The organism is Mesorhizobium sp. WSM4871, assembly GCF_055811295.1.
Genome location: NZ_JBVVPU010000010.1, coordinates 1 through 15,482 on the forward strand (window position 1 = coordinate 1; position 15,482 = coordinate 15,482).

A 15,482-nucleotide genomic window follows, 5' to 3' on the forward strand; every position below is an offset into this window, starting at 1 on the left:
TCGCTCAACTGCCTCTCCAAAGAATCCTTTCTCTGTCTAAACTCAACCCCAAAATCGCCATATGCGATTCCCCTGCCCGCAAGGGGGAGATTGGCAGCTTCGGCGCGGTCGCTTCCCGAACGTGCCTCACCCCCGCCCGTTCACCAGATCTCCGACGATATCGTATTGGCCGGAAATACGCATCTTGTAGACCTCGTAGTTCTCCATCACGCGCTGGACGTAACTTCTTGTTTCCGTGTAGGGAATCCGTTCGATCCAGTCGACGACGGCATCCACGTCCTTGCCGCGCGGGTCGCCATACTTTGCCACCCATTGGGCGGCGCGGTTGGGGCCGGCATTGTAGCCGGCAAAGGTCAGCACGTAAGAGCCGTTGAAGCGGCCGAGCTGTTCGCCGAGGAAGGCGGCGCCCAGCGTCGCATTGTAGCCGGCATCGGTGGTCAGCCGCGCCTGCGAGAAAGTCATGCCGGCCTTCTTCGCCAATTGTTTGGCGGTCCCCGGCATGAGCTGCAAGAGCCCGCGCGCACCGGCGCTGGACACCGCGCCGATGTTGAATTCGCTTTCCTGGCGGGCGATCGCATAGGCCAGCGCCTTGCCGGAGCCGGAAATGTTGGCGGTATCGGGAATGACGCCGAGCGGATGCGACAGCGCGCCGACGTCGATGCCGCGCGCCCCGGCGATCTTGCCGACTTTCAGCGCCAGGAAATGATTGCCCTGCTTTTCCGCCATCACGGCGAGCAGCGCCAGTTCTCCCGGACTGGTCAATTGCCCGGCAAGGTCGCGGTAAAGCGTGTCGGCATAGCGCTCGTAACCTGCCTCCTGCAGCCGCTTGATGGCGCTGACGGCCTCGCGGCCGGCGAAATTGCGGCGGTCGGTGTTATCAGGCGAGGGATAGGTGATATTGAGCACCTGCCGGCCGACCCGCTCGCCGGCGAGCTGGCCGTAGAAGGTGGTGCCGTATGTGGCGGCGCGGGTGAAATAGTCCTTGGCGCTGCCGGGGCCGCCAGCTTCGGCGGCGCGGCCGAGCCAGTAATAGGCGCGCGACAGCGACATCGGCCCCTGGGCGAGATCCGCGATCCGCGCAAAATGCTTGGCGGCGGTGTCGGGGTCGTTGAGGCCGCGCAGCGCGTACCAGCCGGCATGGAACTCCGCTTCCGCCGCGTTTGTGGCGCTTTCGGCGGCATGCGCCGCGACGATCTTGTAAGCGGTCTTCATGTCGCCCTGGTCGACCAGCTCGCGCGACAGCACCCGGCGCTCGACCCACCAGGCGTCCGGGTCGACCAGCGCGCCGCGGTCGGCGGGCGCCCGCATCACAACCGCAGCGGCATCGGAAAACTTCTCCTGCTTGCGCAGATATTCGGCCTCGGCAAAGAGATAGCCGCCAGCGCGCTGCGCCGTCGGCACCGCCTTCAGCAGTTTGGCGGCGTTCTTGTCGCCCCTGGATACCGCCGCCCAGGCGTCGGCCAGCGGCTCAGCGCCGGCGAGACCGGCGACCCGCAGCGCCGAATTGACCCGGTCGGCATAGAACATGCGCTCCATGCGGAAACGATGGTCGGCGGTCGGGATGAGCTTGCCGAACTCCCTGATGATATTGGCTTCGTCCCTGGCTTCGAGCTTTTCAGTGCGCCAGAACGGCGAGAGCACCGAGCGCGCCGCCTTGGCGTTGCCCAGCGCCACGTAGGAGCGTGCCAGGATCATCACGCCCTCTGGCGTCCGCGGCTGGCTGCCGCCAAAGGCCTGGACCACGACTTGCGGGGCGGGGTTCTCGCGGTAGAGCGCGCGCTCGCTGTTTTCGCGCAAGGCCATCGTGCCTGGCCAGGCCGGCAGCATCCTGGCGGCATCGGCAATGTCGCCGCTCGGCACCTGGTCACCACCATAGAGCGCGATCGCCCAGGCAAGGATATGCCGGTCGAGCGAATGGGCCGGCAGGCCCTCGCGCACCTGGCGCGCACGGGCAATGTCGCTGGCAGCCAGCGCATCGAGGCCGCTCTTCAACCTGGCGATACCGGCCGATGGCGAGGAATCTGGCCTGTCTTGCAGGCTCGGCATCGGGATGGCCGACGTGACCTGCACATCGACATTGCTGCCGACGGCCACGCCCGGCACCAGCATGGCAGCGACGCCAAGCAGAGCGAAAAGGTGAGGCCGTCCGGTCGGCATGGTTCGCGTCATTCCTGTCCTTGCACGGACCAAAAGGCACAGATGTTCTGAAGCCTAGTCGCCCGTGATGAAGAGCACGTAAACAAAAGCTTATCGAGGTCGTTCAAATTGCGCTTGCGGGTTCTTGCTTATGCATTTTGCTATTCCCCAAACCGGTTTCCACTTTTGGGGTGACATGCATTGACGCCATGCTTGCCGCGCAACAATGTCGAGACTATGGTGCGCCGCTTCGCTTTCGGCTAGAAGGCGCGCACGACAGACCAAGAGATTGTTTCGAAATTCGCTCTGGCGAGTCATATGGTGGTGGTTTCGAGAACCGGAGCGCAGCGGACATTTGGGTCCGTGAGCACCGGAAGCGCAGAAAACGCCATCAGATGACCGCCAAAGTAGAATTTCCAAACAGGCTCAGAGAAGTTCCAAGGAGTTGGACGACATGCTGAGAGGCTCGCTCACCGCGCTCGTGACACCGTTCGAAAAGAGCGGCCGTTTCGACGAGAAAGCCTTTCGTGCATTCATCGAATGGCAGCTCGGCGAGGGCACCACGGGCCTCGTCCCGGTTGGCACGACAGGCGAGTCGCCGACGCTGTCGCATGACGAGCATCGCCAAGTCGTCAAAGTCTGCATCGAGGTGGCCAAGGGCCGTGTTCCCGTCGTTGCAGGCGCCGGCTCCAACAACACCGAAGAGGCGGTCGGTCTGGTCCAGTATGCCGAGACGGCCGGCGCCGACGCGGTACTCGTCGTCACGCCCTACTACAACAGGCCGACGCAGCGCGGTCTCTATGCGCATTTCGCCGCTGTCGCGAAGGCGACGAAGCTACCGATCATCATCTACAACATCCCGCCACGTTCGGTGGTCGACATGACGCCCGAGACGATGGGCCGGCTGGCCCACGACTTCAAGAATATCGTTGGCGTCAAGGACGCCACCGGCAAGGTCGAGCGGGTTTCCGAGCAGCGCGCCACCTGCGGCAAGGATTTCATCCAGCTTTCGGGTGAGGATGCCTCGGCGCTCGGCTTCAATGCGCATGGCGGCGTCGGCTGCATCTCGGTGACGTCGAATGTCGCGCCCAGGCTCTGCGCCGAATTCCAGGAGGCGACGCTTTCCGGCGACAGCGCCAAGGCGCTGGATTTGCAGGACCGCCTGCTGCCGCTGCACAAGGCGATCTTCCTCGAGCCCGGCGTGTCCGGCGCGAAATACGCGCTGTCGAAGCTCGGCAAGGTCGAGAATGTGCTGCGTTTGCCGCTGATGACGGTCGAGGCCTCGACCGCCGAGAAGATCGATGCGGCGATGAAGCACGCCGGCTTGATTAACTAGGGATGAGGCGCCACCTCTCCACATCATGAATCAAGTCAGAAAAGCCGATCCCAACAACAAGACCGTTGCGGAAAACCGCAAGGCGCGGTTTTCCTATGAGGTGCTCGACACGATCGAGGCCGGCCTGGTGCTGACCGGCACCGAGGTCAAGTCGCTGCGCCAGGGCCAGGCCAACATCCAGGACAGCTACGCCTCGGTCGAAGGCGGCGAGATCTGGCTGATCAATTCCTATCTGCCGGAATATCTGCAGGCCAACCGCTTCAACCACGAGCCGCGCCGCCGCCGCAAGCTCTTGCTCAACAAGCGCGAGATGGCGAAACTGTCACAGAGCGTCGACCGCGAAGGCATGACGCTGGTGCCGCTGAAAATCTATTTCAACGACCAGGGGCGCGCCAAGCTCTTGCTCGCCGTCGGCCGCGGCAAGAAGCTGCATGACAAGCGCGAGACCGAGAAACAGCGCGACTGGTCGCGTGAGAAGGGCCGGCTTCTAAAAGAGCGTGGCTAAGCTTGAAGAGCCGGATCCTCCTCTGGGGCACGGCTGGCCTGGTTTTTGCGGGTCTCGTCGCGGCCGGCGGCCTTTTCTATTTCCATACGTTCTCGCCGGACCGTGACAGATTTCCGGTCAGGGGCATCGACGTTTCCCACCATCAGGGCAAGATCGACTGGCAACGTGTTGCCGCCGACGATGTCGCCTTCGCCGTCATCAAGGCAACCGAAGGCGGCGACCATGTCGATGACGCCTTCGCCACCAATCTGAGTGAGGCCAGGGCTGCCGGCCTTGCCGTCGGCGCCTATCATTTCTTCACCTTCTGCCGGCCGGGTGCCGATCAGGCGAGGAATTTCATCTCCATTGTGCCGCGCGATCAGCCTCTATTGCCGCCGGTGGTGGACGTCGAATTCGGCGGCAATTGTCCGCAGCGGCCGTCGCCCGAGCAGTTGCAGGCCGAGCTCTCGGCGTTTCTCGGCCCGGTCGAGGCAGCGTTCGGCAAGACAGCGATCGTCTATGTGACGGACGAGGCCGCCAGGATCTATGCCGAACAGATCGCCGGCCGCCCGCACTGGCGCCGTTCGCTGGCGCTGCGGCCAAGCCACGACAACTGGATCTACTGGCAGTACCACGACAAAGGCCGTGTTAACGGCATCGTCGGCGACGTCGACCTGAATGTTTTGCAGGGTGGACCGGAGAAATTGGCCGAGCTGTTTGCCGCGACGCTTTCCGGTTCTATTCCTGCAGAAACGCCGCGATCTCCTTGAACAGGTTGAGGAACATCTCTGCTGTCGAAACGCCGATTGTAGCGCAGGGTGACTGGAATCCTTTGCTCACGCCGCGGCTTGTGACGCCTGCGGGCCGAGCATCACATTCGCATCGCCCCAGGCCTTGAGCGCTGTGATTACCGGCTCCAGGCTCCTGCCGCGCGGCGTCAGGCTGTATTCCACCTTCGGCGGCACCTCGGCATAGACTTTGCGGGCGATGAGCCTATCGGCTTCCAACTCGCGAAGCTGGTTGGTCAGCATGCGCTGCGTGCAGTTCGGAATGCGTCGACGTATCTCGTTGAAGCGCAGCGTGCCTTCGAACAGATGATAGAGCACGACGCCTTTCCACTTCCCGTCGATGTAGCGGAGCGTGCCCTCCACGGTGCAGCCGGGGCTGCAATCGAATCGCTCATGGCGAATGCGCGGCATGACGGTATCCTTTTCGACACTATGTGCATTATATGTGCATTCTTGCGCTTGACGCACATAATCCGCATCTGTGTCCTAGACAACGCTCAACAGCAATCGCGGAGATCAGAATGCGCGCCGTCGGCTATCAAATCCCAGCTCCCATTACCGATGGGTCGTCTCTCGTCGATATCGACTTGCCCAAACCAGAGCCGAAAGGCCGTCAACTGCTGGTCGAGGTGAAGGCGATCTCGGTCAATCCGGTCGACACCAAGATTCGGAAAAGCGCCAAACCCGAAGCCGGAAGCTGGCGCGTGCTTGGTTGGGACGCCGCCGGCCGGGTCGTCGCCACGGGTCCGGATGCCAACCTGTTCAAGCCCGGAGACGACGTCTTCTATTCCGGTGCGCTGGCGCCGCAAGGCACCAATGCCGAGTTCCACCTCGTCGATGAGCGCCTTGTCGGCCGCAAGCCCGGCTCGCTTGACTATGCGCCGGCGGCGGCGTTACCGCTGACGGCAATTACCGCCTTTGAGGCGCTGTTCGATCGCCTTGACGTGAAGAAGCCGGTCGTAGGCGCCGCGAATGCCATCGTGATCATCGGCGGTGCAGGCGGCGTCGGTTCAATTGCGGTCCAGCTTGCGCGACAGCTGACCGATCTGACCGTGATCGCCACCGCATCGAGGCCTGAAACACGTGACTGGGTGCTTGGGCTTGGTGCCCATCACGTCGTCAATCATTCCAGGCCGCTCGCTGCAGAAGTCGCAGCCCTCGGCACCGGCGCACCGGCCTTCGTGTTCTCTACGACCAACACTGACAAACACCTGACCGAAATCGCCGAATTGATCGCACCGCAGGGCCGTTTCGGGTTGATCGACGACCCCCAGACGCTCGACATCAATCCGTTCAAGCGCAAGAGCGTTTCGGTCCATTGGGAACTGATGTTCACCCGCTCGCTGTTCGAGACGCAGGACATGGCCGCGCAGGGCGAGTATCTGAACGAATTGGCACGGCTTGTCGACGCCGGCACTATCCGCACCACATTGAGCGAGACGTTCGGTCGTATCAATGCCGCCAATCTGAAGCGCGCCCATGCGCTGATCGAGACCGGCAAGGCCAAGGGCAAGATCGTGCTGGAAGGCTTCTGACAGCGTTCGACTCTAGGCCTGCAGAAACGCCGCTATCTCCCTGAACACATTGACGAACATCGCTTCGGTCAAAACACCGGTATTGGTGTTGTAGCGTGAGCAGTGATAGCTGGAAAATAGCGCAATGCCGCCGATTTGCTGCTGTCCGCCGTGCTTGAAGGGATGGGCGGCGACACGCCCGCCCAGCGCCCGCACGGTCGACTGGTGGGCGATCGAGCCCAGCGCCAGCACGGCGCGCAGATTGGGAAACCGCGCAATCGTCGGCACCAGGAACGTCCGGCAGGTGGCAATCTCCGCACCCACGGGCTTGTTCTCCGGCGGCACGCACCGCACCGCATTGGTGATCGCCGTCTGGACAAGCTCCAGCCCGTCGTCGGGCCGCGCCTTGAATTCGCCGCGCGCCAGACCGTGCGCGATCAGCGTGCCGTAGAGCAGGTCGCCGGCATAGTCGCCGGTGAAGGGGCGCCCGGTTCGGTTGGCGCCGCGCAGGCCGGGCGCCAGCCCGACGATCAAAAGCCGCACCGCATCCTCGCCCCCGGACGGCAGGAAAGTCGGCACCGGCGCGTTGAACCAGGATGGTTCGCGGCGCCGCCATTCGGCAATGAAATCATGCAGCCGCGGGCAAAGCGGGCAATTGCGGTCGGGTTCCGGGGAGGCGACCAAGGGGGCAGGGGCCGCAGCGGTCAAGGCCACCGCCGTCAAAAGTCGTCCTCGTCGACTTCGGCCGGCTCGGGCCGGCGCACCGGCCTTTCGGACGGATCGCGGCCCACATCGTTCTTCAGCGTCATCAGATCGATGAAATGGTCGGCCTGGCGGCGCAGATCGTCGGAGATCATCGGCGGCTGCGAGGCCATGGTCGAGACGATCGACACCTTGCGGCCGCGCCGCTGCAGCGCCTCGACCAGCGTGCGGAAATCGCCATCGCCGGAAAAGATGACATAGTGGTCGACGACATCGGCGAGCTCCAGTGCATCGACCGTCAGTTCGATGTCCATATTGCCCTTGATCTTGCGGCGGCCGGTCGAGTCGGTGAATTCCTTGGCCGGCTTGGTCACCACCTTGAAGCCATTATAGTCGAGCCAGTCGATCAGCGGCCGGATCGAGGAATATTCCTGATCCTCGACCAGCGCCGTGTAATAGTAGGCGCGCAGCAGGTAGCCGCGCTTCTGGAAGCTCGACAAAAGCTTGCGGTAATCGATGTCGAAGCCGAGCGCGCGAGACGTGGCGTAGAGATTGGCGCCGTCGATGAAAAGGGCGATTTTCTCACGAGGATCGAACATGGAAATATCCTTTTTCGAAATAAACGGTCGTCTAAATGCGTGAGTGACTATCGGTCCGCCCTTAATAAACCGGCTGACCTCTCATCGTTCGAGATAACGCCAGTTTTGCGGCAATCCAAGGGTGCGGTGCTGTACTGCAAGCAATTGTGATCGGACGCCGGATCGTCGCTCGCTGTCGGCGCCCCGAATCACGGTGTTGAATCCCGGTATTGGCCCAGCCCGGCCCCATATTGCCGTGAAGCTTGTATTTTGGCGGCGTTCGGGTTATGGACCGCGCCTGTTTTCCATCAAATCCATCGCATGAAAGGGGCAATCCATGGCCCGCGTAACCGTTGAAGATTGCATCGACAAGGTCGACAACCGCTTCGAGCTGGTGCTGCTCGCCGGTCATCGCGCCCGTCAGATCAGCCAGGGCGCGCCGATCACCGTTCCTCGCGACAACGACAAGAACCCGGTCATCGCGCTGCGCGAGATCGCGGACGAGACGCTGTCGCCCGACGACCTCAAGGAAGATCTGATCCACTCGCTGCAGAAGCATGTCGAGGTCGATGAGCCGGAAGCCGACGGCGAGGCCATCGCCGACCAGACCGGTACTGCCGTTGCAGCGACCGACGCCGACGACGCCGAGGACAACATCGCTTTCGACCGCATGACCGAGGAAGACCTGCTGGCGGGCATAGAAGGCCTGGTGCCGCCGGAAAAAAGCGACGACTATTGATCCTTGGCATAGCTGCCGACACTTTCGTATCGGCAGTTTCGTGGCTATCTATGACATGCGCCGCATTCCAGTGCGGCGCATGATTCATTTCAGCACCGCGAGATCCCGCCCATGATGCGTCAGTATGAGCTTGTCGAGCGCGTCCAGCGCTACAAGCCTGACGTCAACGAGGCGTTGCTCAACAAGGCCTATGTCTATGCCATGCAGAAGCATGGCCACCAGAAGCGCGCCTCCGGCGATCCCTATTTCTCGCATCCGCTCGAAGTCGCCGCCATCCTCACCGAAATGCACATGGACGAGGCGACCATTGCGGTTGCCCTGCTGCACGACACGATCGAGGATACCACCGCGACGCGGGCCGAGATCGACGAGCTGTTCGGCCCGGAAATGGGCAAGCTGGTCGAGGGCCTGACCAAGCTGAAGAAGCTCGATCTCGTCTCCAAAAAGGCCGAGCAGGCGGAAAACCTGCGCAAGCTCCTGCTGGCGATCTCGGAAGATGTGCGCGTGCTTCTGGTCAAGCTCGCCGACCGTTTGCACAATATGCGTACCCTCGACCATGTGCCGGAGGCCAAGCGCCTGCGCATCGCCGAGGAGACGATGGATATCTACGCGCCGCTGGCCGGGCGCATGGGCATGCAAGGCATGCGCGAGGAGCTGGAGGAGATCGCCTTCCGCTTCATCAATCCGGAAGCCTATCGCGCCGTCACCGCGCGGCTCGCCGAAATCTTCGAGCGCAACAAGGGGGTGCTGTCCGAGATCGAGAAGTCGCTGTCCACGCTGTTCGACAAATACGCGATCAAGGCCGAGGTCAAGAGCCGCCAGAAGAAGCCGTGGTCGGTGTTTCGCAAGATGGAGGCCAAGGCGCTGTCTTTCGAGCAGCTCTCCGACATCTTCGGCTTCCGCGTCGTCGTCGAGACGGTCGAAGACTGCTATCGGGCGCTCGGCGCTATTCACATCACCTGGTCGATGGTGCCCGGCCGCTTCAAGGATTACATCTCGACGCCGAAGCAGAACGACTATCGCTCGATCCACACCACCATCGTCGGGCCGTCGCGCCAGCGTGTCGAGTTGCAGATCCGTACCCAGCAGATGAACAAGATCGCCGAATACGGCGTTGCCGCGCATTCGATCTACAAGGATACCGGCGGCAAGGTGAACGGAACCGTCCATGCGATCTCGAAGGAGACCAACGCCTATGCCTGGCTGCGGCGCACCATCGAGCAGCTTGCCGAAGGCGACAATCCCGAGGACTTCCTCGAAAACACCAAGCTGGAGCTGTTCCAGGACCAGGTGTTCTGCTTCACCCCCAAGGGCATGCTGATCGCGCTGCCGCGAGGCGCCACGCCGATCGACTTCGCCTATGCCGTGCACACCGATGTCGGCGACACCTGCGTCGGCGCCAAGGTCAATGGCCGCATCATGCCGTTGATGACCGAACTGAAGAACGGCGACGAGGTCGAGATCATCCGCTCCAAGGCGCAGGTGCCGCCGGCGGCCTGGGAATCGGTCGTCGTCACCGGCAAGGCGCGCTCGGCGATCCGCCGCGCCACCAAGAATGCCATTCGCAAGCAGTATTCGGGTCTCGGTATCCGCATTCTCGAACGCGCCTTTGAACGGTCCGGCAAGACCTTCACCAAGGAAAGCTTGAAGTCGGTGCTGCACCGGCTGGCGCGCAAGGACATCGAGGATGTGCTGGCCTCGGTCGGCCGTGGCGAGCTTGCCTCCACCGATGTCATGAAGGCGGTATTCCCGGACTACAAGGACGAACGCGTGACGCTGGCAGCACCCAAGCAGCGCGAGGAGGGCTGGTCGAAGATCCGCAACGCCGCCGGCATGCTGTTCCAGATCCCCGGCCGCGCCGCGCGCAAGGACAAGAACCAGCCGCGCGACGGCGCCGTGCCGATTCGCGGTGTGCGCGGCGACCTGCCGGTGCGCTTCGCGCCGGAAGGCGCCGTGCCCGGCGACCGCATCGTCGGCATCATCCAGCCGGGAACCGGCATCACCATCTACCCGATCCAGTCGCCGGCACTGCAGGCCTTCGACGACCAGCCCGAGCGCTGGATCGATGTGCGCTGGGACATAGACGAGCGCACCAAGGAGCGGTTTCCCGCACGCGTCTCGGTCACCGCCATCAATGCGCCGGGTTCGCTGGCCGACATCGCCCAGGTCGTTGCCTCGAATGACGCCAACATCCATACCTTGTCGATGGTGCGCACGGCGCCCGATTTCACCGAAATGCTGATCGATCTCGAAGTCTGGGATTTAAAACACCTGAACCGGCTGCTGTCGCAGCTCAAGGAAAATTCGAGCGTCAGCGATGCAAGGCGCGTGAATGGGTGAATAGTGAATAGTGAATAGTGAAAGAAGAGACGCGTTCACTACTCACTATTCACCCATTCACCATTCACCATTCACCATTCGCCATGGACATGGAGCGAGCAATGAACACCGATGAAGTGCTGGGCATTTTCCGCGAAGCCGGCGCCGTTCTCGAAGGGCATTTCATCCTGACGTCGGGGTTGCGGAGCCCGGTCTTCCTGCAGAAGGCCCGCGTCTTCATGCATGCCGACAAGACCGAGCGCCTGTGCAAGGCGCTGGCCGAAAAGATCCGCGCCGCCGTGCCAGGCCCGATCGACTATGTCGTCGGTCCGGCGATCGGCGGGCTGATCCCGGCCTATGAAACCTCGCGCCATCTTGGCGCGCCGGCAATCTGGGTCGAGCGGGAAGGGGGCGAGTTCAGGCTCCGCCGCTTCGAGATCGCCAAGGGGTCGCGCGTCGTCATCGTCGAGGACATCGTCACCACCGGCCTGTCTATCCGCGAGACCATCGACTGCCTGCGTGCGCTCGGCGCCGAGGTCGTTGCCGCCGCCTGCATCATCGACCGCTCGGCTGGCAAGACCGATGTCGGCGTGCCGCTGATCGCGCTCGCCGAATATGAGGTTCCAGCCTATCCGGCCGACAGGCTGCCGCCCGAACTCGCCGCCATAGCGGCCGTCAAGCCCGGCAGCCGCAATATCTGATGCCGCCATGCATGAAAACAAGCACTTGAGCGCGTCGCTTGAATCTCTTCGGGAGCGGTGCGCGCCGACCGCGGCGCCGTCGTGATCGCCGGGATCGACCATTTCGTGCTGACGGTTCGCTCGGTGGACGACGCCTGTGACTTCTACCAGCGTGTGCTTGGCATGAAGCGCCACGACGAGCCGAACCGGCCGACGGCGCTGCTGTTTGGATTACAAAAGATCAATCTGCATGAGGTCGGGCGCACCTTCGAGCCGAAGGCCAAGGCGTCGACGCCGGGTTCAGGCGATTTCTGCCTGGTCGCCGCAAGGCCGCTTGCCGAAATCCGTGCCAGCCTCGCCGCCAACAACGTTGCCATCGAAGTGGGGCCGGTTGAGCGAATCGGTGCCCGTGGTCCGATGATGTCGCTCTATTTCCGCGACCCGGACGGCAATCTGGTCGAGGTCAGCGACTATGGATTGTAGATCGCCACGGATTGTCTGCTGATTTCCACGGCGACTGCGCCTCCTCAAATCCGCCGCGATTGTACCATCCTCGAAGCGGCGAAGCGCCGGCACAGACAACACCGGTGCAGACAAGGGGCCGCACGCAGCTTCGGTTGTTCGGCGGCCGCAGTATCGCTATATCAAAGTCGTTGTTGCCTTTCGATGACCGCAAAGCGCAAGATGTGGACGTCGAGCCCTTGGCCCGCGATGGTCGAGCGTGGTGAACCGGGAACTGGAACAGAGTGCTTTTTCGACGCCGCAAGCCTGATGGTGTTCTCGAGCGCGTGCGTACCTATCTGTGGCCGCGCCGCTCGTTTTCGCGCTCGCTGCGGTATTTTTCCAAGCGCATCCTGCGGCTGAAAGCCACTCCGCATGCCGTGGCGGCCGGCGTCGCGGCGGGCGTTTTCGCCTCGTTCTTTCCGCTCGGCTTTCACTTCATCATCGCTTTTGCAGTCTCATGGGTGATAGCAGGCAATCTGGTGGCGGCGGCACTCGGTACCGCACTTGGCAATCCGCTGACCTTCCCGCTGTTGTGGGGCGCCTCCTGGGAGACCGGCAAGCTGATCCTGCATGAGCGCCTGCCGGCGCACGGGCCGCCCACGCATCTCGGCGACATGCTGCACAACCTTGCCTTTTCGCAATTGTGGGGACCGATACTGAAGCCGATGACGATCGGCGCGGTGCCGCTTGGCCTGACCTTCGGGCTTGTGTTCTACGGCATCACGCGCTGGGGCATGGCCACCTTCCGCGAGCAGCGGCGCAAGCGCCTGGCCGAGAGAGCCGGCAGGACCGGGCGGGAAGTTCCCGCGGAATGATTATCGGCATCGGCAGCGACCTGATCGATATCAGACGCATCGAAAAATCGCTGGAACGCCATGGCCAGCGCTTCATCCAGCGCATCTACACCGAGGTCGAACAGGCCCGTTCCGAAAACCGCGGCGCTCGTGCGGCCTCTTACGCCAAGCGCTTTGCCGCCAAGGAGGCGTGCGCCAAGGCGCTGGGCAGCGGCATCGCGCAAGGCGTGTTCTGGCGCGACATGGGCGTCGTCAACCTCGCCAGTGGCAAGCCGACCATGGCGCTGACCGGCGGGGCTGCCGATCGGCTGGCCAAAATCCTCCCTGCGGGGCACACAGCGGCAATCCACCTCACCATCACCGACGAATTTCCGCTTGCTCAAGCCTTTGTGATCATCGAGGCGTTGCCGGTCGAAGAAGCGCCACATTGATTGCATCTGACCACCGGCATGACGTTGCCCAGCGCGCGCCGAGACTCTATACCAACCAACGCACAATCGAGGACGACATGAGCGTGGCTGAAAAATCCCAGAAGAAATCCGGCGGGCTTGGCGAAACCGTCAGCGTCATCGTCCAGGCGCTTTTGCTCGCGCTGGTCATCCGCACGCTCCTGTTCCAGCCGTTCTCGATCCCCTCCGGGTCGATGCGGCCGACATTGCTGGAGGGCGACTATCTCTTCGTCACCAAATGGTCCTACGGCTTTTCCCGGTATTCGCTGCCGTTCGGGCCTGATATCTTTTCGGGCCGCATCTGGGGCGCCGAGCCCAAGCGCGGCGACGTGGTGGTGTTCAAGTTCCCGCCGGATCCTTCCGTCGACTACATCAAGCGCGTCGTCGGCCTGCCGGGCGACAAGATCCAGGTCAAGGACGGCCAGCTCTTCATCAACGGCGTGGGCGTGCCGCGCCAGAAGGTCGGACAGATCGACAATCGCGATATCACCGAGGAAAACGGACCGGTCGACGTCTATCGCGAGACCCTGCCGAACGGCGTCAGCTATGACACGCTCGACCTGACGCCGAATTCGATCGGCGACAATACCAAGGAATTCGATGTGCCGCCCGGTCACTATTTCATGATGGGCGACAACCGCGACAACTCCGCCGACAGCCGCTTCACTGTCGGTTTCGTGCCGGACGAGAATTTGGTCGGCCGCGCCAATATCATCTTCTTCTCGATCGCCGGCGGCGCCAGCCCGCTCGAAATCTGGAAGTGGCCGTCGCAGATGCGGGCGTCGCGCCTGTTCCACTTCGTCAACTGATGGCTTTGAAACGCCCGACTGGCGAAACATTGGCTGGTGCGGTGGAGGCCAGGACAGGGCATGCATTCAGGGACATGCGGCTGCTCGAGACCGCGCTGACCCATTCCAGCGCAGTCAAGGCGGTCAGGAACAATGAGCGTCTGGAGTTTCTCGGCGATCGGGTGCTTGGCCTCATCGTCGCCGACATGCTTTTTCAGCAGTTTCCCGACGCTCCTGAAGGAGAAATCGCGCCGCGCTTCAACGCACTGGTCGATTCGCGCACATGCTCCGACATCGGCATTGAAATGGAGCTGGAAGATCTGGTCCGCGCCGACGCTGCCTTGAAGTCGCGGTCGCGGGGCTCGGGCGGCAATTATCTCGCCGATGCGGTAGAAGCCCTGATTGCGGCGATTTACGTCGATGGCGGCATCGATGCTGCTCGACGTTTCGTCCTGCGTTACTGGGAGCCGCGCTCCAGCATGGTGGTCGTCAAGCCACCCAATCCCAAATCCGAATTGCAGGAATGGGTTGCCAAAACCAGCGATGCCCGTCCTGAATATGTGATCCAAAACCGCGAAGGGCCGGACCACCAGCCCGTTTTCACGGTTTCGGTACGGGTTGACGGTTTTGCGCCGTCAAGCGGCACAGGCGGTTCGCGCAGGGCTGCCGAAGAAGCGGCGGCCTCGGCATTCCTGCTTCGCGAAGGTGTCTGGCCTAACCAAGGGGGTGCGGTATGACCGCCACCGAAGACGCCGCCCCGCCTGCGGAAGCCGCCGCTACCCGTTCGGGTTTCGTCGCGCTGATCGGCGCGCCCAATGCCGGAAAATCGACGCTGGTCAATCAACTGGTCGGCGCCAAGGTGTCGATCGTCACCCACAAGGTGCAGACCACCCGCGCGATCGTGCGCGGCATCGCCACGCATGAGAATGCGCAAATCGTCTTCGTCGACACGCCCGGTATCTTCAAGCCGAAGCGGCGGCTGGACACGGCGATGGTGACCACAGCCTGGGGCGGCGCCAAGGATGCCGATGTCGTGCTGCTGCTGATCGATGCCGAACGCGGCATCAGGGGCGATGCCGAGGCCATCCTCGAACGGCTGAAGGACGTCCGCCAGCCAATGGTGCTGATCCTCAACAAGGTCGACCGGGTCAGACCCGAGGCGCTTTTGGCCCTGTCCGCGGCAGCGAATGAAAAAGTGCCCTTCAAGCGCACCTTCATGGTTTCGGCGCTGACCGGCTCCGGCTGCAAGGATTTGCTCGACTATCTCGCACAAGCCCTGCCGGCCGGCCCCTGGTATTATCCGGAGGACCAGATCTCCGACCTGCCGATGCGCCAGCTCGCCGCCGAGATCACCCGCGAGAAGCTGTATCTCAGGCTGCACCAGGAACTGCCCTATTCCTCGCATGTCGAAACCGAGAAATGGGAAGAAAAGAAGGACGGCTCGGTGCGCATCGAGCAGGTCATCTATGTCGAGCGCGACAGCCAGAAGAAGATCGTGCTCGGCCACAAGGGCGAGACCATTCGCGCCATAGGCCAGGCGGCGCGCATGGAGATAGCAGGCATCCTCGAACAGAAGGTGCACCTCTTCCTGTTCGTCAAGGTGCGCGAGAACTGGGGCGACGACCCCGAGCGCTATCGCGAGATGGGGCTGGAGTTTCCGCATTAGGGTTC

At 62.6% G+C, this 15,482-nt stretch carries 17 protein-coding genes; 13 read left to right on the forward strand and 4 right to left on the reverse strand.

Going from position 1 to position 15,482, the window contains the following annotated elements; genetic code table 11:
- Nucleotides 1-126 precede the first annotated feature (126 nt).
- On the reverse strand, nucleotides 127-2,157 hold the full coding sequence (locus AC0L2H_RS20510; protein ID WP_473591917.1) for a lytic transglycosylase domain-containing protein: 2,031 nt from the start codon (nucleotides 2,155-2,157) through the stop codon (nucleotides 127-129).
- Between the two features lie 433 nt (nucleotides 2,158-2,590).
- Between AC0L2H_RS20510 and dapA the strand changes: the two genes are divergently transcribed.
- Genes dapA through AC0L2H_RS20525 form a run of 3 tightly spaced genes read left to right on the forward strand, consistent with a single transcriptional unit; the run spans nucleotide 2,591 to nucleotide 4,726 of the window.
- Nucleotides 2,591-3,472 carry a 4-hydroxy-tetrahydrodipicolinate synthase gene (gene dapA / locus AC0L2H_RS20515; protein WP_473591918.1) on the forward strand — a complete coding sequence of 294 codons (882 nt, stop codon included), beginning with the start codon at nucleotides 2,591-2,593 and terminating at the stop codon, nucleotides 3,470-3,472.
- Nucleotides 3,473-3,497: 25 nt separating this feature from the next.
- On the forward strand, nucleotides 3,498-3,977 hold the full coding sequence (smpB, locus tag AC0L2H_RS20520; RefSeq protein ID WP_006202221.1) for an SsrA-binding protein SmpB: 480 nt from the start codon (nucleotides 3,498-3,500) through the stop codon (nucleotides 3,975-3,977).
- Nucleotides 3,978-3,979: 2 nt separating this feature from the next.
- On the forward strand, nucleotides 3,980-4,726 hold the full coding sequence (locus AC0L2H_RS20525) for a glycoside hydrolase family 25 protein (RefSeq protein WP_473591919.1): 747 nt from the start codon (nucleotides 3,980-3,982) through the stop codon (nucleotides 4,724-4,726).
- A gap of 66 nt (nucleotides 4,727-4,792) precedes the next feature.
- Here AC0L2H_RS20525 and AC0L2H_RS20530 read toward each other — a convergent pair whose 3' ends face one another.
- Nucleotides 4,793-5,155, reverse strand: coding sequence for a winged helix-turn-helix transcriptional regulator (locus tag AC0L2H_RS20530; protein WP_107652009.1), 363 nt, complete (start codon nucleotides 5,153-5,155; stop codon nucleotides 4,793-4,795).
- A gap of 110 nt (nucleotides 5,156-5,265) precedes the next feature.
- Between AC0L2H_RS20530 and AC0L2H_RS20535 the strand changes: the two genes are divergently transcribed.
- The gene (locus tag AC0L2H_RS20535) at nucleotides 5,266-6,279 is read left to right on the forward strand and encodes a zinc-binding alcohol dehydrogenase family protein (RefSeq protein ID WP_473591920.1); all 1,014 of its coding nucleotides are present in this window, start codon (nucleotides 5,266-5,268) and stop codon (nucleotides 6,277-6,279) included.
- 12 nt (nucleotides 6,280-6,291) lie between these two features.
- Here the strand turns inward: AC0L2H_RS20535 and AC0L2H_RS20540 are convergent, their stop codons facing one another.
- Entirely contained in the window at nucleotides 6,292-6,981 is a 690-nt protein-coding gene (locus tag AC0L2H_RS20540) for a uracil-DNA glycosylase (RefSeq protein ID WP_473591921.1), read from the reverse strand.
- A complete protein-coding gene (locus AC0L2H_RS20545; protein WP_006331197.1) occupies nucleotides 6,978-7,559 on the reverse strand; it encodes a LabA-like NYN domain-containing protein in 582 nt (193 codons plus the stop codon). The genes AC0L2H_RS20540 and AC0L2H_RS20545 overlap by 4 nt, the downstream gene beginning before the upstream one ends.
- Nucleotides 7,560-7,875: 316 nt before the next feature.
- Between AC0L2H_RS20545 and rpoZ the strand changes: the two genes are divergently transcribed.
- The 9 genes from rpoZ to era all read left to right on the forward strand — a co-directional run bounded on the left by rpoZ (nucleotide 7,876) and on the right by era (nucleotide 15,477).
- A complete protein-coding gene (gene rpoZ / locus AC0L2H_RS20550; protein ID WP_473591922.1) occupies nucleotides 7,876-8,277 on the forward strand; it encodes a DNA-directed RNA polymerase subunit omega in 402 nt (133 codons plus the stop codon).
- 111 nt (nucleotides 8,278-8,388) lie between these two features.
- Complete coding sequence (locus tag AC0L2H_RS20555; RefSeq protein ID WP_473591923.1) at nucleotides 8,389-10,617, forward strand: RelA/SpoT family protein; 2,229 nt, start codon at nucleotides 8,389-8,391, stop codon at nucleotides 10,615-10,617.
- A gap of 101 nt (nucleotides 10,618-10,718) precedes the next feature.
- Nucleotides 10,719-11,297 carry an orotate phosphoribosyltransferase gene (gene pyrE / locus AC0L2H_RS20560; RefSeq protein WP_473591924.1) on the forward strand — a complete coding sequence of 193 codons (579 nt, stop codon included), beginning with the start codon at nucleotides 10,719-10,721 and terminating at the stop codon, nucleotides 11,295-11,297.
- An 81-nt stretch (nucleotides 11,298-11,378) separates the two neighbouring features.
- A complete protein-coding gene (locus tag AC0L2H_RS20565; protein ID WP_473592177.1) occupies nucleotides 11,379-11,759 on the forward strand; it encodes a VOC family protein in 381 nt (126 codons plus the stop codon).
- 263 nt (nucleotides 11,760-12,022) lie between these two features.
- Complete coding sequence (locus AC0L2H_RS20570; RefSeq protein WP_473591925.1) at nucleotides 12,023-12,595, forward strand: DUF2062 domain-containing protein; 573 nt, start codon at nucleotides 12,023-12,025, stop codon at nucleotides 12,593-12,595.
- On the forward strand, nucleotides 12,592-13,005 hold the full coding sequence (gene acpS, locus AC0L2H_RS20575) for a holo-ACP synthase (protein ID WP_473591926.1): 414 nt from the start codon (nucleotides 12,592-12,594) through the stop codon (nucleotides 13,003-13,005). Before AC0L2H_RS20570 ends, acpS begins: the two co-directional genes overlap by 4 nt.
- Before the next feature lie 77 nt (nucleotides 13,006-13,082).
- Entirely contained in the window at nucleotides 13,083-13,832 is a 750-nt protein-coding gene (gene lepB, locus AC0L2H_RS20580; RefSeq protein WP_473591927.1) for a signal peptidase I, read from the forward strand.
- A complete protein-coding gene (gene rnc / locus AC0L2H_RS20585; RefSeq protein ID WP_473592178.1) occupies nucleotides 13,832-14,548 on the forward strand; it encodes a ribonuclease III in 717 nt (238 codons plus the stop codon). The genes lepB and rnc overlap by 1 nt, the downstream gene beginning before the upstream one ends.
- The gene (gene era / locus AC0L2H_RS20590) at nucleotides 14,545-15,477 is read left to right on the forward strand and encodes a GTPase Era (protein WP_107652018.1); all 933 of its coding nucleotides are present in this window, start codon (nucleotides 14,545-14,547) and stop codon (nucleotides 15,475-15,477) included. Before rnc ends, era begins: the two co-directional genes overlap by 4 nt.
- Nucleotides 15,478-15,482 lie beyond the last annotated feature (5 nt).